Annotated in this window: 18 protein-coding genes; 5 read left to right on the forward strand and 13 right to left on the reverse strand. The window is 62.9% G+C overall.

The window, feature by feature from the left end; all coding sequences use genetic code 11:
* The 7 genes from NG698_RS04285 to NG698_RS04315 form a co-directional block, all read right to left on the reverse strand.
* On the reverse strand, positions 1-534 hold the full coding sequence (locus tag NG698_RS04285; RefSeq protein WP_252608245.1) for a tripartite tricarboxylate transporter TctB family protein: 534 nt from the start codon (positions 532-534) through the stop codon (positions 1-3).
* 22 nt (positions 535-556) lie between these two features.
* Entirely contained in the window at positions 557-1,534 is a 978-nt protein-coding gene (locus NG698_RS04290; RefSeq protein ID WP_252608247.1) for a tripartite tricarboxylate transporter substrate binding protein, read from the reverse strand.
* Between the two features lie 247 nt (positions 1,535-1,781).
* Entirely contained in the window at positions 1,782-2,966 is a 1,185-nt protein-coding gene (locus NG698_RS04295; protein WP_252608248.1) for a thiolase family protein, read from the reverse strand.
* Complete coding sequence (gene fabG, locus NG698_RS04300) at positions 2,966-3,742, reverse strand: 3-oxoacyl-ACP reductase FabG (protein WP_252608249.1); 777 nt, start codon at positions 3,740-3,742, stop codon at positions 2,966-2,968. The genes NG698_RS04295 and fabG overlap by 1 nt, the downstream gene beginning before the upstream one ends.
* A gap of 64 nt (positions 3,743-3,806) precedes the next feature.
* The gene (locus tag NG698_RS04305; RefSeq protein WP_308293015.1) at positions 3,807-5,000 is read right to left on the reverse strand and encodes an acyl-CoA dehydrogenase family protein; all 1,194 of its coding nucleotides are present in this window, start codon (positions 4,998-5,000) and stop codon (positions 3,807-3,809) included.
* 69 nt (positions 5,001-5,069) lie between these two features.
* Positions 5,070-5,483, reverse strand: a complete 414-nt coding sequence (locus NG698_RS04310; RefSeq protein ID WP_252608250.1) for an acyl-CoA thioesterase — start codon at positions 5,481-5,483, stop codon at positions 5,070-5,072.
* The gene (locus NG698_RS04315; RefSeq protein ID WP_252608251.1) at positions 5,476-6,684 is read right to left on the reverse strand and encodes a CaiB/BaiF CoA transferase family protein; all 1,209 of its coding nucleotides are present in this window, start codon (positions 6,682-6,684) and stop codon (positions 5,476-5,478) included. The genes NG698_RS04310 and NG698_RS04315 overlap by 8 nt, the downstream gene beginning before the upstream one ends.
* A gap of 207 nt (positions 6,685-6,891) precedes the next feature.
* On the opposite strand from NG698_RS04315, the gene NG698_RS04320 reads away from it, so the two are divergent.
* From NG698_RS04320 to NG698_RS04340, 5 genes are all read left to right on the forward strand, one after another.
* Positions 6,892-7,794, forward strand: coding sequence for a LysR substrate-binding domain-containing protein (locus NG698_RS04320; protein ID WP_252608252.1), 903 nt, complete (start codon positions 6,892-6,894; stop codon positions 7,792-7,794).
* A 130-nt stretch (positions 7,795-7,924) separates the two neighbouring features.
* A complete protein-coding gene (locus NG698_RS04325) occupies positions 7,925-9,154 on the forward strand; it encodes an acyl-CoA dehydrogenase family protein (protein ID WP_252608253.1) in 1,230 nt (409 codons plus the stop codon).
* Between the two features lie 201 nt (positions 9,155-9,355).
* Positions 9,356-10,234 carry a 3-hydroxyacyl-CoA dehydrogenase family protein gene (locus NG698_RS04330; protein ID WP_252608255.1) on the forward strand — a complete coding sequence of 293 codons (879 nt, stop codon included), beginning with the start codon at positions 9,356-9,358 and terminating at the stop codon, positions 10,232-10,234.
* A gap of 455 nt (positions 10,235-10,689) precedes the next feature.
* The gene (locus NG698_RS04335; protein ID WP_252608257.1) at positions 10,690-12,438 is read left to right on the forward strand and encodes an ABC transporter ATP-binding protein; all 1,749 of its coding nucleotides are present in this window, start codon (positions 10,690-10,692) and stop codon (positions 12,436-12,438) included.
* Entirely contained in the window at positions 12,435-14,477 is a 2,043-nt protein-coding gene (locus NG698_RS04340; protein ID WP_305887087.1) for an ABC transporter ATP-binding protein, read from the forward strand. The genes NG698_RS04335 and NG698_RS04340 overlap by 4 nt, the downstream gene beginning before the upstream one ends.
* A 427-nt stretch (positions 14,478-14,904) precedes the next feature.
* Here the strand turns inward: NG698_RS04340 and NG698_RS04345 are convergent, their stop codons facing one another.
* The 6 genes from NG698_RS04345 to NG698_RS04370 form a co-directional block, all read right to left on the reverse strand.
* Entirely contained in the window at positions 14,905-15,345 is a 441-nt protein-coding gene (locus NG698_RS04345; RefSeq protein WP_252608259.1) for a nuclear transport factor 2 family protein, read from the reverse strand.
* Positions 15,346-15,428: 83 nt separating this feature from the next.
* The gene (locus tag NG698_RS04350; RefSeq protein ID WP_252608260.1) at positions 15,429-15,827 is read right to left on the reverse strand and encodes a GlcG/HbpS family heme-binding protein; all 399 of its coding nucleotides are present in this window, start codon (positions 15,825-15,827) and stop codon (positions 15,429-15,431) included.
* Positions 15,828-15,854: 27 nt separating this feature from the next.
* The gene (locus NG698_RS04355; protein ID WP_308293016.1) at positions 15,855-16,808 is read right to left on the reverse strand and encodes an aldo/keto reductase; all 954 of its coding nucleotides are present in this window, start codon (positions 16,806-16,808) and stop codon (positions 15,855-15,857) included.
* 208 nt (positions 16,809-17,016) lie between these two features.
* Complete coding sequence (locus NG698_RS04360; protein WP_252608264.1) at positions 17,017-17,787, reverse strand: cysteine hydrolase family protein; 771 nt, start codon at positions 17,785-17,787, stop codon at positions 17,017-17,019.
* A gap of 87 nt (positions 17,788-17,874) precedes the next feature.
* Positions 17,875-18,606, reverse strand: a complete 732-nt coding sequence (locus NG698_RS04365; protein ID WP_252608265.1) for a gluconate 2-dehydrogenase subunit 3 family protein — start codon at positions 18,604-18,606, stop codon at positions 17,875-17,877.
* 14 nt (positions 18,607-18,620) lie between these two features.
* On the reverse strand, positions 18,621-20,303 hold the full coding sequence (locus NG698_RS04370) for a GMC oxidoreductase (protein WP_252608267.1): 1,683 nt from the start codon (positions 20,301-20,303) through the stop codon (positions 18,621-18,623).
* Positions 20,304-20,350: the final 47 nt, after the last annotated feature.

The following is a 20,350-nucleotide window of genomic DNA, read 5'->3' on the forward strand; positions in this document are numbered from 1 at the left end:
TCAGAATCCGATCGTCCGGGGCAGGGTGGTGACTACGATGTCGTCCGGAAACGGAACACCGAGCAGGCCCGCAAAGATAACGTGCAGCACGACGGCGCCTCCGACGGCAAGTGGTATGGTCCAGCGCCACGGCTCACGGCCGAAGGCCCGCAGCCAGAGCATTAGCATCAAAAATGCCGGAATCAGGAAGCCGATGGACTCAAAAAGCACTACAAACACGCACAGGCTGCCCACACCGCCTGCAATACCCGCCGTCCGTCGGGTCCAGGTTTCGGGAACCGCCGAGTCCGGAACGAGTGTGAGGATGGCCGCGGTGATAGTCACCGCTATCGAAACGATAAACGGCCACAGGCCGGGGCCGGGGCTGTTCAGTTCTCCCAGCGAGAGCCGCCACGAACCGATCACGGCCGAGACGCCGGCCGCGACCAGGACAAGCGGAACAAGGCGGCGCTGCTGATGCCCTGGCCGGTCATTCTTTCCTGCCGGCGGGCGGTCATACTCCAGTTCCGCAGGTCCAAGAGCGAGCTTCGTCATATCCATGCCCATTGCTGATTTGCTACTGCCCTAGGATCGGTTTGTAGAGGTCCTGCATTGCGGTGAACGCAGTCTGCAGCTCCTCCGACCCGTCGAACTCGTCGGGTACAAACCGGTCGCCGATCTGCTCGACAATGGCCGGATCAGCGGCGCACGTTTCAAGCTCCGCCTCGAGCTTGGAGAGAACGGCCGCCGGCATGCCCTTGGGACCGATGACGCCGAACACCGAAACGGCGTTGACCAGTTCCTTGAATCCAACTTCGGCCAGCGTCGGAACCTGGGGGTACCAGGCGGCGCGTTCCGGGCTGCTGATTGCAAGCGGCTTAAAGGAACCGTCCTCGATCCGCGCCGCAACGTCGGAATGGTCCGTAATGAACAGTGCGTCGACATGGCCGCCGAGCAGGTTCGTGGTCATTTCCGCGTTGCCGGCGGTCGGAACTGCCGTGACCTCGATGCCGTATTCGTCCTTCAGCCGCTTCAGCTCGATCGCCGCGGAGGTTGTCGCCCCGGGAACCGCGACGCTGAACTTTCCGGGAGTGGCCTTGGCCGCCGCGAAAAATTCCTGCGCATTGGCATACGGCGAATCAGCACCGACCACGAGCACCGTGGGCATCTCGGCCATGACTCCGACCGAGGTGAAGTCAGCAAGGCTGTAGCCCAACTCATTGACGATCGGGTTCATAACCAGCGGGCCGTTGGTGCCGAGCCCGAGCGTGTGGCCGTCCGGCTTGGCGCTGGCCAACTCCTGCATGGCTACCGCGCCGCTGCCGCCAGGCTTGTTCTCAACCAGGACAGGCTGGCCGAGGCTGCCTTCGAGGCAGGACGCGTAAGCCAGGGCCGTCAACGACGAGGGGCCGCCGGCGGCGAAGGGGACCAGGAAGCGTACGGGCTTTTTTGGGTAGTCCGTTCCGCCCTCCTTGGCACTGGCTGCCCCGCCGCCTCCGCAGCCCACAAGAGCCAGGCAGAGCCCCACGAGGCCCACAGAGACCTTCAAATGCATTTCGCTTCGCTTTTTCAACACGGACCTCATCGTCGTTTGGGTTGGTGGTGGTTTTGCACGTTGTTTTGGTTGCTGCTGTGTTAGCTAGATCACTCTCGCAGAGTGTCCCATTCGAATCCAATACCAAATGGGACGCCGATTGATGTGTTGTGAGCATCAATCGCCAGGCGGATTGTCGCGGCGACAACCGGCGCTGCAAAGTCACCCGTCGTCGGCTTTATTCCGCGATTTCAGCGAAAAATCCGCGTCAAACTCTTTCGAGCAACATCGCGGTACCTTGCCCGAGCCCCACGCACATGGTTGCCAGGCCCCTGGCCGCGCCTTCGCGCTCCATCCTGCCCAGCAGAGTAACGGCGATTCGTGCACCGGAGGAACCAAGGGGGTGGCCGAGCGCGATTGCGCCGCCGTCCCGGTTCACGATCTCCTCGTTCATTCCCAGCCTGCGCATGCAGGCCAATGCCTGCACCGCGAAGGCCTCATTGAGCTCGATCGCACCCACGTCATCGAGTGACCAGCCGGCCCGCCCGAGCACCTTGAGCGTGGCCGGCACCGGGCCGATGCCCATGATCTCCGGCGGCACACCCGCGGAGGCGCCATCGACGATTCGTGCCCGCGCGTGAAGGTTCAGCCGCTCGACGGCACGTCCGCTGGCAACGACGACGGCGGAGGCACCATCGTTGAGCGAACTGGAGTTTCCGGCGGTCACGACGCCGCCGGGGCGCACCACCGAGCGCAGACCCGCCAGCGCTTCGAGGGTCGTTTCCCGTCGGGGGCCCTCGTCCTCCTTGACGGCTCCCCTCTTGGTCTCCACCGGAACGATCTCCGCCAGGAAGCGGCCTTCGTCCACAGCAGCCAGGGCCCGTTGATGCGAACGGAACGCGAAAGCATCTGCATCCTCCCGGGAGATACCATCCACACGCGCCAGCTCCTCTGCCGTTTCGGGCATTGAAAAGGTGGATTTGGGGCGTTCATGGAACTTCGGATTTAAGAAGCGTGAACCGATGGAGGTATCGGCTATTTCGCCCGGGCGTCCGAATGCCTTTTCGGGCTTCGCCAGCACCCAGGGGGCCCGGGACATGGATTCCACTCCGCCGGCCACCACAATATCCGCCGCACCTGACTTGATCATCTGCGATGCGATGATGATGGCGCTGAGTCCGGAGGCGCAGAGCCGGTTCACGGTCATCCCCGGGACACTGTCAGGGAACCCTGCGAGCAGGGATGCCATCCGCGCCACATTGCGGTTGTCCTCTCCCGCCTGGTTGGTGTTGCCCAGGATGACCTCATCGACGTCGGCAGCCTCGATTCCTGCCCGCCGGACAGCTTCGCCGAGAACGAGCGCCGCCAGGTCATCCGGCCGGACACCGGACAGTGAGCCACCGTAGCGCCCGACCGGGGTGCGCACCCCGCCCACCAGGAATGCTTCAGCCATCAACGTGCTCCTCCATTGATATAGAGCGTCTGCCCGGAGACATATGAGGAATCATCGCTGGCGAAGAACGCAATGGCGGCGGCCACTTCCTCCGGCTCCCCGACCCGACCCAACGGAGTGCGTTCGGCCACGGATTTCTGGTGCTCCTCCGGCGTGCTGCCGACCCGTCCAGCAGTCGCGGCAGTCATGGCCGTGGCGATGTAACCAGGTGCCACGGCGTTGACGTTGATATTGAACGGACCCAGTTCCAGTGCCAGCGTGGCGGTGAGTCCCTGGATCCCCGCTTTGGCGGCAGCATAGTTAGCCTGCCCGCGGTTGCCGAGCGCGGAGCGGCTGCTCAGGCTGACAATCTTTCCGTACCGGGCCGGCACCATGAACTTCTGCGCGGCCTTGGCGCAGAGGTAGGCGCTGGTCAGGTTCGTGGCCAGGACGGAATCCCAGTCCGGACGGTCCATTTTGAACAACATGTTGTCCCGGGTGATGCCTGCGTTGTTGACCAGGATGTCGACGCATCCGTGATCGGTGAAGATCCGCTCAAAGACCTCGGCAACCTGTTCCTCGCTGGTGACATCGCAGACGGCGCTGACTGCCGAACCTCCGGCCGCCACGACGGCGGCGTTTGAGCTGATCCCGGCGGCCGTGGCCGCTGCCCTCTCGGCATTCAAGTCCAGGATGGCAACTGTTGCGCCCTCCGCGGCCAGCCGGAGGGCCGTGGCAGCGCCGATGCCCTGCGCGCCGCCGGTGACGATGGCAGTCTTGTTTTTCAGCCTGTTCATTGGCTCTCCCTCTTGGTTTGCTTTACGTTTCGATTGGCTTGGTCTTTGCAACAGGGGTGCGGCGTCATCCGGAGAATGCGGAGATCCCGGTGATGTCGCGGCCGATCAGCAGCGACTGGATGGAGTCCGTTCCCTCGTAGGTGTGGACGACTTCCATATCGGTCATATGGCGCGCCACATGGTTCTCCAGCAGCAGCCCGTTGCCGCCCAGGATGTCGCGGGCTTCCTGGCAGATCCAGCGCGCCTTCTGAGCGGTGTGCATCTTGGCCAGGGACGCCATCGGGCCGGTCATCTTCCCCTGGTCGGCGAGCGCGGCCAGCCGAAAGCAGATCAGCTGCATGGCGGTCAACTCGGCCAGCATGTTGGCGAGCTTGTTCTGCACCAGCTGATAACTGGCAATAGGCTTGCCGAACTGCACGCGTTCCTTCGCGTATTTCACTGCGGCCTCGTAAGCGGCGATCCCGTGGCCCACTGATTCCCAGGAAGCACCGCCGCGGGTCGCGGTGAGCACTCGGGTGACATCGCGGAAGGAGTTCGCCTCGACGAGCTTGTTCTCCGCCGGAATCCGCAGGTTTTCGATAGTGATATCGGGCTGCAGGATCGCCCTTTTGCCGATCTTGCCGGTGATCACCTCGGCCTGGTAGCCCGCCGGGTAGGTACCGTCGCTGTTTTTTTCCAGAATGAACGCCTTGACCTTGCCGTCCGCCTCATCCCGGGCCCAGAGCACGACGACGTCGGCGAAGCTCGCGTTGCCGATCCAGCGTTTGCGCCCATTCAGGATGTAGTGGTCACCGTCCCGGCGCGCGCTCGTTTCCAGCCTCACGGAGTCCGAGCCGTGGTCCGGCTCGGTGAGTCCAAAGGCCCCGATCTTTTCCAGCCTTGCCATCCCGGGAAGCCACCGCTGCTTCTGCTCGTCGCTGCCGAGCGTATTGATGGTGCCCATCGCCAGGCCGGACTGGACCCCGATGAAGGTGTTGATGGAGCCGTCGCCCCGGGCCATCTCCATGGCCACCATTCCGGCAGCGAGGCGGCTCATGCCGGGGCAGCCGTAGCCTTCGATGGTGGTGCCGACGATGCCGAGTGCCGCGATCTTGGGGACGAGGACGAACGGAAACTCCGCCCGGTCCCAATAGTCATTGATGACCGGCAGAAGGTCGGTTTCGACAAAATTACGGACCTTCTTCCGGATGATCCGTTCGTCTTCGGAGAGGAAGTCATCGACCATGAAGTAGTCGCTGTTGATCTCTTCTGTAACCACAGTTTTTCCTTTGTTTCTGGACAGCCGGGCTCGCCGGTAGTGTTCGTCCGGTTGTTGTTTGGGTGGCGCTCAGACCGGCACTTCGGTGCGTAGATAGCGCTCCAGGTAGTCTCTTTCCCCGGCGTTCAGCGCGCGGGCCCTCCCGGTCGCGTCGTCGAGCGAAACCATGACCGTTGAGGCGTCCAGGACCAGATTCCCTTCCTGGTATCCGGCGTAGCCCATGGTGTAGGACCTGGCCCCGATGCGGACCACCCAGATGTGCACGTCGACATCCTGGCCAAACTCGATGGGCCGGCGGTAGTGCAGCGTCAGGGACGCCACCAGCGTGGCTGTCTCCGCGGCAGCGGCCGCGGAGGCCGCGTGGCGCCGCCACTGAATCCGGGCCTCTTCCAGCAGCGTTGCCACGCGCGCATTGTTCACATGGCCGTTGATGTCCTGATCGGACCAGCGGACTAACACCTGTGCGCGGAATTCCTCAGCCAACGAGCCGCACCTCCTTGGCGGCCAGCCAGGTGCGGACCAAGTCGGAGCTGGCATTGAGTTCCGGCGGAGCCAGTTCATAACTGACCGGGGTTTGGGAGAAGGCAACCGGGTGGCGCACGGAGGGAATCCGGCGTTCGCCGTTTCCAGCCATGACGACCGGTTCCAGCCCCAGCTTCCGGGCAAGTTCAATGCCACCCCTGACGTCCTGGATGGGAGCGCATGGCAGGCCTAATGCGGAGAGGTGTTCAAACCACTCCGCCGCGGAACGCGCGGCCAGGCGGTCTTGGAGAATGGGCCGCAACTGCTCACGGTTGGCGTTGCGCTCCTGCGGGTTGCCGAAGCGCGGATCGGCGGCAATTTCGGGAATGCCCAGAGCATCGCAGAGTTTGGTGAACTGGCCGTTGTTTCCGGCCACCACGATCAGCATTCCGTCGCCCGTAGGCATCGGCTCATAGGGGTACAGGCTTGGATGCTCGTTGCCCATGCGGGTGGGTACCACCCCGCCGGTGACGTACGCCGCGGACTGATTAACCATTCCTGACAGGGCTGACGAGAGCAGGTTCAGCTCAACACGCTGCCCTTGGCCGGTATTGTCCTTGTGGTGGAGTGCCCCCAGGATGCCGATGCTGGCATGCAGGCCGGTGATCACGTCGAATATGGCCAGTCCGGCGCGGTATGGCTCGGTGTCCTGCCCGCCGGTGAGGTTCATCATTCCGGACACCGCCTGGACCAACAGATCATAGCCCGGCAAGCCTGCGCCACCGGCGGTGCCGAAGCCGGTAATGGACGCGTAGATGACATCCGGGTTCACCGCGGAAACGCAGTCGTAGTCCAGCTTGAACTGATCCAGTCCACCAGGCTTGAAGTTCTCCACGAGGACATCTGCCTTGGCGGCCAGTTCATGGGCGACTTCAAGGTCTGACTCGTCCTTGAGGTCCAGCACAATCGAATGCTTGTTGCGGTTGACCGACAGATAGAACGTGGCTTCGTCTTCACGGACGGGCGGCTTCCAGCCGCGGGTGTCATCGCCGTGCGGGCTTTCGACTTTAATCACCGTAGCCCCCATGTCCGCCAGCAACATGGTGCAGTAGGGCCCGGCCAGGACGCGGGTGAAGTCCGCAACCACCAGGCCGCTCAGCGGCCCGCTGCCGGAGCGGCCGAAAGCCTGGTTCAGCCTTGATGCAGCGTCAGTTCGATTCATGTCATGCCTTCCGGTTTGTGCTCCACATCACCAACTGTCGCAAACCCATTACTTCGCGTCCAATACGTATTCCGGCCCTGTTTGATGCATAAATCGCAACAAACACCTTGGTCACGCTATCCCCGCGCCGCCACGGAAAGAGCGTATTGATGCGCAATCGTTTCTAACGTTTGACGCTTCTATGTGCCTGACGCATAATTTCCCGGTATGGAGATTCAACAGATCCGCGCCTTCCTGGCCGTCGCCAAGGAACTGCATTTCGGGCGGGCCGCCCAGCAGCTGCATATGGCTCAGCCGCCAGTCAGCCGCGCCGTTCAGAATCTGGAACGGGAGCTCGGCGCCGCCCTTTTTGAGCGCAGCACACGCTCTGTCCGGCTGACCCCGGCAGGCGAGGCTCTGGTCCAGCCGGCGACGGATATTCTCGATGCCTGCCGGCGGGCCAGGACCATGGTGGCCAATGCCGGCAAGGGCGAGACCGGACGCGTGCGGGTGGCTTTCGCCGGAGCGTCGTCGCACGTCATGGTCGGAAAGCTGGCAAAACTGGTCCGCAAAACCCACCCGGGCATCGACTTCGAGCTGTACAGCTCCAATTTCGCCATTCCGGCCCTGGACAAAGTGGCCAACGGTGTCATGGAAATCGGCCTGGGAAGGTGGAATTTCATACCGGCCGCCCTCAGCTCCCGGGTCATTGCCAATGAAAGACTCGTCATAGCCGTGCACGCCGGCCACCCGCTGGCCGGGCGGGCGTCCGTGCGGATGGCTGACTTGGCCGGCGAGCCATTCGTGACCCTGCCGGCGGATCCCGGCGCCGTCCTGCGCGACCACCTCCTCAGGCTCGCCAGCGATGCCGGGTTCCTGCCCTCGATTGTGCAGGTGGCCCCGGATTCACTGACGCTGGTCTCACTGGTGGCCGCTGAAATTGGGGTGGCGATGACCGTTTCTTCCGTTGCGGAGAATATCCACTATCCGGGCGTGTTGTTCCTGCCCCTGGAGGACCCCACGGACCCCGTCTTGCTGCGGATGATTTGGCGCAAGGACAACAACAGCCCTGCCCTCCGTGAGGTCCTGAGGCTTTCTGAAATTGCGCTGCCAACGCCGGAACTCGAATGAGAAACTAATGCTCCGAACGGATTAATAGCGCCGCCATTTGGTATTGGATCCGAGCATAAATTGCTGTCAGAGTGAACGGGGGCGAACGCAAACCGACGCCCTTCAGGCCGTCACTGTCGGAGGATCAAAGATGAGCGTCACACCAGAAACCCTGTCCGAACCGGAACTGCAGACCGTTTCCGCCGCTGCCGGCCCTGCCGGCGAGATCCGCTCGGACGTGCTGGATCTGCAGGGGCTGCTCAGCAGTGACGAGCTGAAGCTACGGGACACCGTCCGCCGGTTCGTGCGCGAACGCATCAAGCCAAACATCAAGGACTGGTACGAAGCTGCGCACTTCCCGGTAGAGATTTCCCAAGAGATGGGTGCCCTCGGGCTCTTGGGAATACATCTGAAGGGTTACGGCTGCCCGGGCCGGTCCGCCGTCGAATACGGTTTAGCGGCGATGGAACTGGAAGCCGGAGACTCCGGGCTGCGGACGTTCGTCTCGGTCCAGGGCTCCTTGGCGATGAGTGCCATCCACAAATGGGGTTCGGAGGACCAGAAGAACCACTACCTGCCCGGCATGGCTAAGGGTGAAATCATCGGCTGCTTTGGCCTCACCGAACCCACGGCCGGCTCGGATCCGTCCAGCATGCAGACCTTCGCCCGCCGCGACGGCAACCAATGGGTCATCAACGGCGCGAAACGGTGGATCGGCCTGGCCTCCGTCGCGCAGATCGCCGTCATCTGGGCCGCTACGGAGAACGGCGTCCGCGGATTCCTGGTTCCCACTGACGCTCCCGGTTTCACCGCCACACCGATAGAGCCAAAGCTCTCCATGCGCGCATCGATCCAATGCGATATCACCCTCGAGAACGTCACTGTGGACGACGCCGCCAGGCTGCCAGGCGCCGAGGGCCTCCGCGGCCCGTTCTCCTGCCTGAATGAAGCCCGCTACGGCATCATCTGGGGCGCCATGGGTGCCGCCAGGGACAGCTACGAGCAGGCCCTGGACTACTCACTTGAGCGGATGCAGTTCGATAAACCGCTGGCCGCCTACCAGATCACGCAGCAAAAGTTGGTGAACATGCTGCTGGAAATCCAGAAGGGCACGCTGCTGGCGATCCACACCGGCCGGCTCAAGGATGCTGGCACCCTTGCGCCCGTACAGATCTCCGTCGGCAAACTCAACAACGTCCGGGAAGCCATCAAGATTTGCCGCGACGCCCGCGCCATCCTCGGCGGCAACGGCATCACACTGGACCATTCGCCCCTGCGCCACGCCAACAACCTGGAGTCTGTCCGGACCTACGAAGGCACCGACGAGGTCCACACCCTCATCCTGGGTAACCACATCACCGGCATTCCCGCTTTCCGCTGAGCAGAGGATTGCGCGGCCGCCGCGGAGTCGTTGGCCGGCCTCGGCGGTACATGACTGTCACCTCATCAGACAGGACCCGGCCTGAGGCCGGTCCGCCGTCCCCCAACCGAAACATCGTTGTCCGGGACGGTTTTCCGTGCCGTAATTCTCAGCGCCGGAACGTCATGGAAATCCCCGTTGCGCACTAGGAGAAGAGAAATTATGCAGATCAACAAGATTTTGGTGGTCGGAGCCGGAGCCATGGGCTCACAGATCGGCATGGTGTGCGCCCTGGCCGGATACCAGGTCACTATTCAGGATGTCGCGGCAGACATGCTCGCCGCCGCCCGGAGCCAGCTCACCGACCGGATGGACAGCAGCGTGGTCAAGGGGCGCAGGAGCCGACAGGACGCCGAGGCCGCCCTGGCGCGACTCACCTTCACCACGTCCCTGGAGGCCGGCGCGGCGGACGTCGACTTCGTGATCGAGGCCGCCACCGAGAAACTCGAAGTGAAGCGCAGCATCTTCGCGGCGCTGGGACGGGCAGCCCCGGAACACGCCATTCTGGCCACGAATTCCTCCACGCTGGGCTCCTCAAAAGTGGCCGAAGAGACAGGGCGGCCGCAACAGGTCTGCAATATGCATTTCTTCAACCCCGCCCTGGTTATGAAATGTGTTGAGGTGGTCCGCCACGGCAAAACATCTCCGGACACCGTGGACACCACCATGAAGCTGGCGCGTTCATTGGGCAAGTCGCCCGTGCTTATCGACCGCGAGATCCCGGGTTTTGTGGCCAACAGGCTCATGGGCGCCATCCGGGACGAGGCACTCCGGCTTTACGCGGACGGCATCGCCAGTGTCAGCGACATCGACACTGCAGCCAAGACGGCGCTGGGCCACCCCATGGGGCCGTTTGAGCTGATGGACCTGGTGGGCCTGGACGTGAGCTACCTGATCCGGCAAGCGACCTTCGAGGAAACGCAGGACCCGGCAGACCTGCCTCACCCGGCCCTGAAGGAGCTTTACGAACAAGGGAATTACGGCCGGAAAACCGCGCATGGCTGGTACCGATATGACCAGTCCGGAACCCGCATCCAGTAATGCGCCGGCGAAACCCGGCAGGACCACCCCACAAACCCACGCAAGACCGGTCCTCAGCGTCATCATCATGGCCTCCCCCATGATCAAGGCCGGGGCCGCTGACACTGACGTGGCTGGCGGCGTCGAGTCCACGAGCCGTGCACGGCGCAATTGTCCTCGCGATCTTCGGACCCAAGACAAGGCCGAAACCCTTGGCAGTCTCCCCTCTGCAGATGCTGTTGCCCCTTCTCCCGCACCGTAGGTACTCAGGGCAGCACCACAAAAAGCAGTGATCTTTTCCGCAATCTGACGCGAAGGCGCCCGGCTGGGCTAACTGGCCGGGCGCTTCATATGAGGCTTGTACGCTCTCCGAGAACCAGCACATCTTCTCCGACAGCCAAAGGTCCCGCTCCCAGCCACCGGACGTAAACTGACCTTCGCACCACATCTTGTGGACAATGTGTCAGGAGCCGCCCATGCTCTGGAAACTGCTTGTTGAATACCTGCGGCCGCACCGGCAGCTGCTGATCGCCGTCGTGATTTTCCAGCTGGCGCAGTCCATCGCGTCGCTGTACCTGCCCACCCTGAACGCGGACATCATCGATGAGGGCGTCGCCAAGGGCAACACCGGCGTCATCCTGAGCCTGGGCGCCCTGATGCTGGCGATCACGCTGCTGCAGATCGTGTGCGCCGTGATTGCCGTGTACTTCGGGGCGAAGGCGGCCATGGGCGTGGGCCGGGACCTGCGCGGGGCCATCTTCACCAGGGTGGGGGAGTTCTCCGAGCAGGAAGTCACGAAGTTCGGTGCGCCCAGCCTGATCACCCGCTCCACCAACGACGTCCAGCAGGTCCAGCAGCTGGTGCTGATGGCCGCCACCATGATGGTTGCCGCACCCATGCTGGCCATCGGCGGCGTGATCATGGCCGTCCGGCAGGACGTGCAGCTGTCCTGGCTGATCGCCGTCGCCGTGCCCGTGCTCATGATCGGCGTAGGGCTGATCATCACCCGGATGGTGCCGCTGTTCCGGAAGATGCAGAAGCGGATCGACACCGTGAACCGGGTGCTCCGCGAGCAGCTCACCGGCATCCGCGTGGTGCGGGCGTTCGTCCGCGAGGACATCGAGACCGCCCGCTTCGCCCAGGCCAACGACGACGTCACGGACACCGCGCTGCGGGCCGGCCGGCTGATGGCGCTCGCGTTCCCCGTGGTGATGCTGGTGCTGAACGTCTCCAGCGTGGCGGTGATCTGGTTCGGCTCGTTCCGGATCGAGGACGGCTCCATGCAGGTGGGCACCCTCATCGCGTTCCTGAGCTACCTGATGCAGATCCTGATGTCCGTCATGATGGCCACCTTCATGGCCGTGATGATCCCGCGTGCCGCGGTCTCGGCGGACCGGATCGGCGAGGTGCTGGGGACCGAATCCAGTGTGCGGCCGCCGCTGAAGCCCGTGAGCAGCGCGGTTCCGTCCGGCGGGCGGCGCCGCGGGGAGCTGGAAATGCGCGACGTCGGATTCGCCTACCCGGGTGCCGATCAGCCCGTCCTCTCCGGGATCAGCTTCACGGCCAGGGCCGGGCAGACGACGGCGATCATCGGCAGCACCGGCGCCGGGAAGACCACCATGGTGAACCTCATGCCGCGGCTCTTCGACGCCACCACCGGCTCGGTCCGGATGGACGACGTGGACGTCCGCGAGCTGCACCCGGACCTGCTCTGGGGGCACATCGGCCTGGTGCCGCAGCGGCCCTACCTGTTCAGCGGGACCGTCCGCAGCAACCTGCAGTACGGCAAGCCGGACGCCACCGAGGACGAGCTCTGGGACGCCCTGGAGATTGCCCAGGCCCGCGACTTCGTGGAGGAGATGGAGGGCGGGCTCGATGCGCCCATCTCCCAGGGCGGCACCAACGCCTCCGGCGGGCAGCGGCAGCGGCTGGCCATCGCCCGGGCGCTGGTGAAACGGCCCGAGCTGTACATTTTCGACGACTCGTTCTCCTCGCTGGACACCGGCACGGACGCCCGGCTGCGCCAGGCCCTCAAGCGCAGCACCGCCGGCGCCACGCTGGTGATCATCGCCCAGCGGGTGTCCAGCATCGTGGACGCGGATCAGATATTAGTGCTCGACGACGGCAGGATCGTCGCGCGCGGAACGCACGGCGAGCTGCTGGAGACGTCCGAGACGTACCGCGAGATCGTCTCGTCCCAGCTGGCAGCGGAGGAGACGGTATGAGCGCGCCGCACCGGCCGCCGTCGGGCCCTGCTTCCTCCCACTCTGCCGTCCCCGGCGGAACCGCACCCGCCTCGAAAACCGGGACTGCCGACGTCGTACGCATTCCCCGTCCGGCGGGCGGGCCGGGACGCGGCGGGCCGTTCGCGGGGATGAACGTCCCGGCGGAGAAGGCGATGAACTTCGGGCCGTCGGCCAGGCGGCTGCTGGGTACGCTGCGGCCGGAACGGGCGTGGCTGCTGCTGGTGCTGATCATGGGGATCGCCAGTGTGGCGCTCTCCGTGATCGGGCCGCGGCTGCTGGGGGAGGGCACCAACCTGATTTTCGCCGGGGTGGTGTCCCGGGAGCTGCCGGCCGGGGTGAGCAAGGCGGAGCTGATCGCGCAGCTGCGGGCGGCGGGGGAGAACCAGAGGGCGGACATGCTCACGCCCATGGCGCTGACGCCGGGGGAGGGGATCGACTTCGCGGCGCTGTCCAACGTGTTGCTGTGGGCGCTGGTGCTGTACGTGCTGGCGTCGGCGTTTATGTGGGTGCAGGCGTATGTGCTGAACGGGGTGGTGCAGCGGACGGTGTTCGGGCTGCGCGGGGAGGTCGAGGCGAAGATCCACCGGCTGCCGCTGCGGTATTTCGATTCGATCCAGCGCGGTGAGCTGCTGAGCCGGGTGACCAACGACGTCGACAACATTTCGCAGAGCCTGCAGCAGTCCATCAGCCAGGCGGTCACGTCGGTGCTGACGGTGGTGGGGGTGCTGGTGATGATGTTCATCCTGTCGCCCGCGCTGGCGCTGATCGCGCTGGTGACCGTGCCGCTGACGCTGGGGATCACGGCGCTGATTGCCAAGCGCTCGCAGAAGCTGTTTGTGGCGCAGTGGAAGAACACGGGGGAGCTGAACGGGCAGATCGAGGAGACGTACACCGGGCATGCGCTGGTGAAGGTGTTCGGCCGGCAGCGCGAGGTGGAGGAGCGGTTCCGGCAGAAGAACGTGGAGCTGTACGACGCGAGCTTCGGGGCGCAGTTCATTTCCGGGCTGATCATGCCGGCCATGACGTTCATCGGGAACCTGGTGTACGTGGGGATCGCCGTGGTGGGCGGCCTGCAGGTGGCGTCCGGTGCCATGCAGCTGGGCGACGTGCAGGCGTTCATCCAGTACTCGCGGCAGTTCACCATGCCGCTGGCGCAGCTGGGGTCCATGGCCAACCTGCTGCAGTCCGGGGTGGCGTCTGCCGAGCGGGTGTTCTCGTTGTTGGATGAGGATGAGGAGTCTGCTGAGCCTCCCGGTGGTGCTCCTGCTTTTGGGCGGGGGCGGCTGGTGTTCGAGGACGTGTCCTTCTCCTACTCGCCGGACAAGCCGCTGATCTCCTCGCTTTCTTTGGTGGCGGAGCCGGGGCAGACGGTGGCGATTGTGGGACCCACCGGGGCGGGGAAGACCACGCTGGTGAACCTGATGATGCGGTTCTACGAGCTGGATGCGGGGCGGATAACGCTCGACGGCGTGGACGTCACCTCAGTGCCGCGGCGTGAGCTGCGCTCGCGGCTGGGCATGGTGCTGCAGGATACGTGGCTGTTCGGTGGGACCATCCGGGACAATATCGCGTACGGTCGGCCTACTGCCACGGAGGACGAGATCCTGGAGGCCGCGCGGGCGACGTACGTGGACCGGTTCGTGCACTCGCTGCCGGAGGGGTACGACACCGTGCTGGAGGACGAGGGCTCCAACGTGTCCGCGGGGGAGAAGCAGTTGCTGACGATTGCGCGGGCGTTCCTGGCCCGGCCCTCGGTGCTGATCCTGGATGAGGCGACGAGCTCGGTGGACACCCGCACCGAGGTGCTGGTGCAAAAGGCGATGAAGGCCCTGCGGTCGGACCGGACGAGCTTCGTGATCGCGCACCGCCTGTCCACGATCCGCGACGCCGACCTCATCCTGGTGATGGAAGCCGGCCAAATCGTGGAGCAGGGGACGCACGCTTCACTACTGGCCGCGGGTGGGGCCTATGCCCGGTTGTACGAGGCGCAGTTCGCGGCTCCGGTGGCGGAGGTTTAGGTATCGTGCAATTGAGCATCCCGACCGCTTCTGCGTCGGCCTGCTGTTCGTTTTCAGATGCGCTTAACTCGCTACGTGATCATCGAACTTAAGACGGGCAAGTTCCAGCCAGATAGGCAGGCGTTTCTGCCGCCCCGTGTCAGATTGGGATTCAAGAGTGTCCACTGGGGTCGTGCGGGAACGCTTTTTGGACCCTATTCTGACGGCGTTTGAATAGCTGCCTGACGTCAGGTTGGGGTGTACCTCTCTGAGACCGAGGGCAAAAGCTGAAGGCGTGCGTCACTGGCGGCCATGGCTGGAAGATGGATCAGCAACCGCTCAGCAGGATCCCGGGACCTGCCTCACTCTGGGCCGGGCCGCCAGCTGTCGAGCGTCGGGGAAAACGGGGGGTGGTTTCCGAAAAGCCTGCCCCTTTCAGTCTTTGCCATCAGTAAATAAATTCATCATGGCTGGCTAGCGTGACTGTCCCGCTCTGCTTCGCTGAGGACAGCGTTGAGGCGTGGTACTGAACAATGAACCATGTCTGACCGTCCCTGCGGAGCACGAGGGATAGCTGCACCGGCACCGTTCTTCCGGCTGGGTAGGTGAAGTGGACGGCGGCGAATCCGGAGACGAGATGCGGGGTTAGTTGGCGGCCTTGGATTACTTGGAAACTGGCCGTGATTCCGGGGGGCAGGGCATCGTAGTAGTCGAAAACCTCGTTACGTCCGGTGAGCAGAGTTGGGCTGAGCCCTTGAAAGAGCGCATCGAGTGAAAAGAGTTCGACCATGCCTGCAGGCGTATGGCGGTCAAAAGCGAGCTTCCAGGCCGTTAGAGATTCTGCCAGGACGCGCGTAGGAAGCGTGGCTGCCGCGCTATTGATGTTCACCTCTCAAGGCTAGTGCAGCTGGGACTCTATCGTCTCGAGGGAACCTTTACGACTGCAGCACGGCAAGTTCACCCTTCTTTGGGCTAAGGCTGGGTGGTGGCGTTGAGTGCTTTCCTGAGGATGTCGATGTCCTCTTGAGTGGAGCCGCCGGAAATCCCGACCCCAACTTTCTCGCCTTCTACGAGGCTGACAGGTGCGCCACCGCCGAAGGCAATGAGTTTGCTTCCTGAGTTGACGGCGAGTCCATACAGCGGCTGGCCGGGCTGCACCTGGTCCGTGAGTTCCTCGGTTGCAACGTCGAATGATGCTGCTGTGTAGGCTTTGCGGAATGCCATATCCAGTGAGTGCAGGGGTGCTCCGTCCATTCTGTGCAGGAGGACCTGGTTTCCGTGGGTGTCTACGATGCTGACGACGATACTCAGGCCGGCCTCTTTGGCTGCTGTTTCAGCGGCCGCGGCGATTTTTTGTGCTTCTTCAATCATGTGGATTTCCTTGTGCTGGAAGGTTTTCTATGTGTAGGCAGGAGTGGGGACATTCGGGTCCAGCAGTCCTTCGGCCGCCAGCTGGTTCCAGAGCTCTTGGGGTATGTCCTGCTCGAGCCAGGAATAGTTTTGGTTCTGTTGTTCGATGCTGCCTGCTCCCATGCAGATGTTGGTGATGGCCGGGTGGGCTGCTGCGAATTGGGCGGCGACGGCTCCAAGGGGAACGTTGTAGCTGTGGCATATGTCTTCGATGGGCCGTACCTTGGCGATGACGTCAGCGCTGGCGGGAGCGTAGTTGAAGCGGGCGTTGGGTTGGGTTCCTGTGGCGAGGATGCCGGATCCGAAGATTCGGCCGTTGATGACTGCGATGCCTCGTTCCCGGCACAGGGGGAGGAGTTCAGTATTGGCCTGCTGATCCAGGAGGTTATATGTCCCGGCGATGAGTATGCAGTCGATGTCCGCGGCGTTGGCTGCTGCAATGCAGACGTCTGTCTCGTTGACCCCGATTCCTATGGCGGAGGCGACTTTCTGCTCGCGCAGTGATTCGAGTGCTTTGAATGCACCGTTCACTGCTTCGTGGAACCGTTGGAGGTATTGGTCTCCGTGGGTCCACCGGTCGGTGTCGTGGACGAGCAATACGTCGAAGCGGTCTGTGCCCATTCTCTGCAGGCTGTCTTCGACCTGTCTCATGACACCGTCATAGGAGTAGTCGTATTCCATTCGCATCGACGGTGTCTGCAGCCAGGGTCCAGTGTCGAAGGTCCCTTTGGGAGCGGGGTGAAGGGTGCGGCCGACCTTGGTAATCAGCGTGTAGTCATTCCGGTCCCGGTCCATGAGGTCGTCGGCAAGCCGGTATTCGGCGAGCCCGTGACCGTACATCGGTGCGGTGTCGAACAGGCGCACTCCCGAATCCCAGGCGTGCCGGACCAGGGAGCGTGCCGTTTCCGTGGTCATCACCTTTCCCATATTCCCGAGGGCCACGGATCCGAAACCGGCCAGGGAGGTGGACCAGCCGGAGCTCCCAAACTTGCGTTGTTCTGTGACATGGAATGGTCCCAATGGTTTTCCTATCGGTGGGCGTAAAGCCAGGGATTTATTGGTTAGACAATGATTGAGCCGGATGGCGGCGGCGCTTTAATGGAGCCACCCGCGTCCAGTGTCAGGACGCGGGTGGCCCCGGGGTGGTGATTTAGCGTGCTGCGCTGGTGAGCTGTTCGTTGGACTTTGTCTGGGCGGCGGAGGAGCGTTCAACCAGGGCTGCGAACTCGTCGCTGGACATCACGTCGGCGTACTGTGCCTGGATGTTGCGCAGGGATTCCCAGTACTGGCCGTAGCCTTCGGGTGTTTCGTGATCGAATTCCGGGTTGCGGCCGTGCGAGTTGACTGGGATCGCAGTTCCGGCGTCCGCAACGACAATGACTTTGTAGCCGCGGTCGAAACCGTCGCGGGCGGTGGTGGGGACGCAGTTGGCCGTTGAGGACCCGATGATGACCAGGTATTCCGCGTGGTCCTGCATCAGGTACTCGTTGAAGGCGGTTCCGTAAAAGCTGCTGTTGCGGTGCTTCTGGAAGACGGGTTCGCCCTTTTGGGGTTCGAATCCGTCTACCAGCGCCCCGTTCCAGGTGCCGTGGTTGAAGGGGGAATCCGGTTCCTTCCAGGAGGGGTACTTAAGCCCCCAGATACCCAGGTCCGCGCCGTCAGGGTTCATGCCCCAGAGCGACCAGTTCACCTTAATGCCCTTTTCCCGGGCGAGTTCCACGATCCGCTTTGCAGGTCCGAGGGATTCCTGGCCGGAGGGGGCGCCCCCAACACTTTCAACGTAGTCGGCGCCCTTGGGGTCAAGGCAGAGATTCTGGATGTCCAGGGCGTGCACGACGGTCTTGCTGAGGTCGATGGTGTCCGGGATGAAGCGGTTGGAACGGTCAACGTACTTGTTGAGCTTGTCTTCGAAGGCGGTCATTGTCGTCTTTCCTCTCGATTTATTTCAGATGGTCCATGGTCGGCTGTGCAGCGCCGGCGACGGGGGTTGCTTGGTTGTCCGGGACGGTCACTGACCGTCCTGCTCCTGTTTGGAGGTGGGATCCTGGCTGTGTTTGAAGCCTGGGACCAGGTCTTCCCAGTCGTACTCCTGGATGAAGAACTCGGCGGTACTGTAAGTGCCGTCCATGGTGTCCTTCAGGCTTTTAGGCCCGACGAAACCGACTGTTTTCCAGCCCATCTGGTCCTTATTCCCCCCATACACGGGGTCGCCGTAGAAACCCTGGCGGACGTGGAGGCAGAGGGTGTCGAAGAAACTCTTGCCTTCGTCAGTGTTTCCCTGAAGGCGTGAGTAGTACACCTCCCGGGATGTCAGCGAGACCGGGATTGGTTTTGGCACCCCGCTGATTTGTTCGAGAACCTCGTCCTGAGTCTGTTCGGATGCCTCCTTGAAGGAGGGGGCACGAAGTTCCCGCGCCTTCTTGTCCAGTTCGTGTATGCCTTCCCGGTACAGGCGCTGCATGTTGGCATTCCTGGCCCGGGCCGCGTGCGCGTCTTTGTCTGCCAGTTGCAGGAAGCCGCTTCCGTCCGCTGCAGCGTAGAGGTAAGCGATGCCAAATAGATACCTGTCGATGAAGACGATGACGCGCGCCTCGCGTGCTCCTGGATCTTGGTCAGTGGGCATGATCCTTGCCGCTGCGGCTTCAATCGTGTCCCACTCGTGATCGGTGAAGAATAGCTTTTCGGTCGTATCAGGATCGATGCGGATGGGAGCGATTTCCCAGTCAGCTTTTGACACCATTTGTTCTCCTCCTTCTAGGATTTCTTGATCGGGGACAGGGTCAGCCGTTCGGAGCGGCCCTTCATGTAGGTGTTGGCGATGTAGTCCGCGCACCGCCAGGAATGGGCCATGATGGTGAGCGTCGGGTTCACACCGAGCGCGGTTGGAAAACCTGCCCCATCGAGGACGAAGAGGTTCTCGACGGAGTGCGCTTGGCCCCACTCGTTCAGCACCGATTTGGCAGGGTCGGTTCCCATCCGGACGGTGCCCTGCTGGTGGCAGGCGTTGCCGGTGAATTCGTCCCCGAGGTAGACGGGCACGGTCTTCTTCGCGCCGGCCGCCTGGAGGATCTCCTGGTTCTGATCGATCTGCCACTTGCTCATTGCTATGTCGTTCGCGTGAGGTTTGTTGGTGATGCGCGCGACCGGCATCCCCCAGGCGTCTTTGACGGTGGGATCCAGATCGACCCTGTTGGTCTCCTGGGGCATGTCTTGGAGGATGAAGCCGATTTTCATGGAATAGTCGAAGTAGTCACGGTCAGCATCCTTCATCGCCTGGCCCCAGGCTGGGCGGCCGGGCATGATGGCGTTGATGGCCTGTCCGATCTGGGTAGTGGCGATGATCCCGCCACCGATGTGCCCGCGGCTCTCGTCCGTTTCGTAGAAGTGTGTGGATCCGCCGCTTTGGTAGTTCCCGGTCCACCCGTTCAAGGGGTCTTCCATGTCCCTGTCAAAAAGTCCAACGGCGAAGATGTACTCGTGGAAGGTGGCATTCTTACCTACCAGCCCTGAGTCGTTCGCCAGCCCGTCGGGGAAATGGTTGGAGGAAGACAGGAGCATAAGGCGGGCGGATTCGATGGCGCCAAGGGCAAGAATCACCACTCGGGCATCCTGTTCAATCTCAGCGCCGCTGGGGTCAATGTAGATGACTCCGGTAGCCTTACCGTCCTTACCGACCTTTACCTCCCTAACGAAGCTGTCTGCCCTGACTTCGAAGTTACCGGTGGCCAAGGCTTCGGGAATGTAGGTGGTGGCCACACTGGAGCGGGTCTGGGTCGGGTCCCCGTACTGGTTCCAGAAACTGGTTCGGTTTACCGCCGGGCGTCCGAGGGCATTGCCTTCAGTCAGATGCGACATCGGCAGCGGGAAAGAGTTGATGCCGAGCTTGTTGGAGCCTTCATAGAACTTCTTGCCGAACCTGGTGGGCGGCAGCGGGGCGCTGGGATAGGCCTTGCTGCGGAAGCCTTCACCTTTGTCAGCTCCCGCGAGACCGGAGATACCGTAGCTCCACTCGACTTTCGTCAGATAGGGCTCAAGATGTTCGTAGCGGTACGGCCAGTCCGCGAGGCTTGCTCCCTCAAGATCTCCGTGGAGGGAGTGGAAGATGAAGTCAGACACACGCGGGCGGGGCATCCATCCCGCCATATGGCTGGTTCCGCCACCCACGTTCGAGGGGACCGGGGAGAAGTTGAAGATGCGGGCCTCGGAGTTCGCGTCACTGCGCACGGTGCGTGGCATGAGATTTACATCCGGCCACAGGTAGCTGCGGTTCTGGAACTTTAGTTCGTCACCGGAGTAGTGCTCTTCAGGCCGCAACCAGGGTCCCTTGTCGAATCCGACAACTTTGTATCCGGCTTCACTGAGTACTTTCGCTGCCGGACCACCGCCGGCTCCCAGCCCTACGATTACGACATCGACCGGGTCCATTTTTCGCTTCATCGCGCGAACCTTTCTTCTATACCTTGGGCAAACGGTGAGGTTTCGAC

It is taken from the genome of Pseudarthrobacter raffinosi (genome assembly GCF_023913735.1).
Classification (GTDB): Bacteria; Actinomycetota; Actinomycetes; order Actinomycetales; family Micrococcaceae; genus Arthrobacter; species Arthrobacter raffinosi.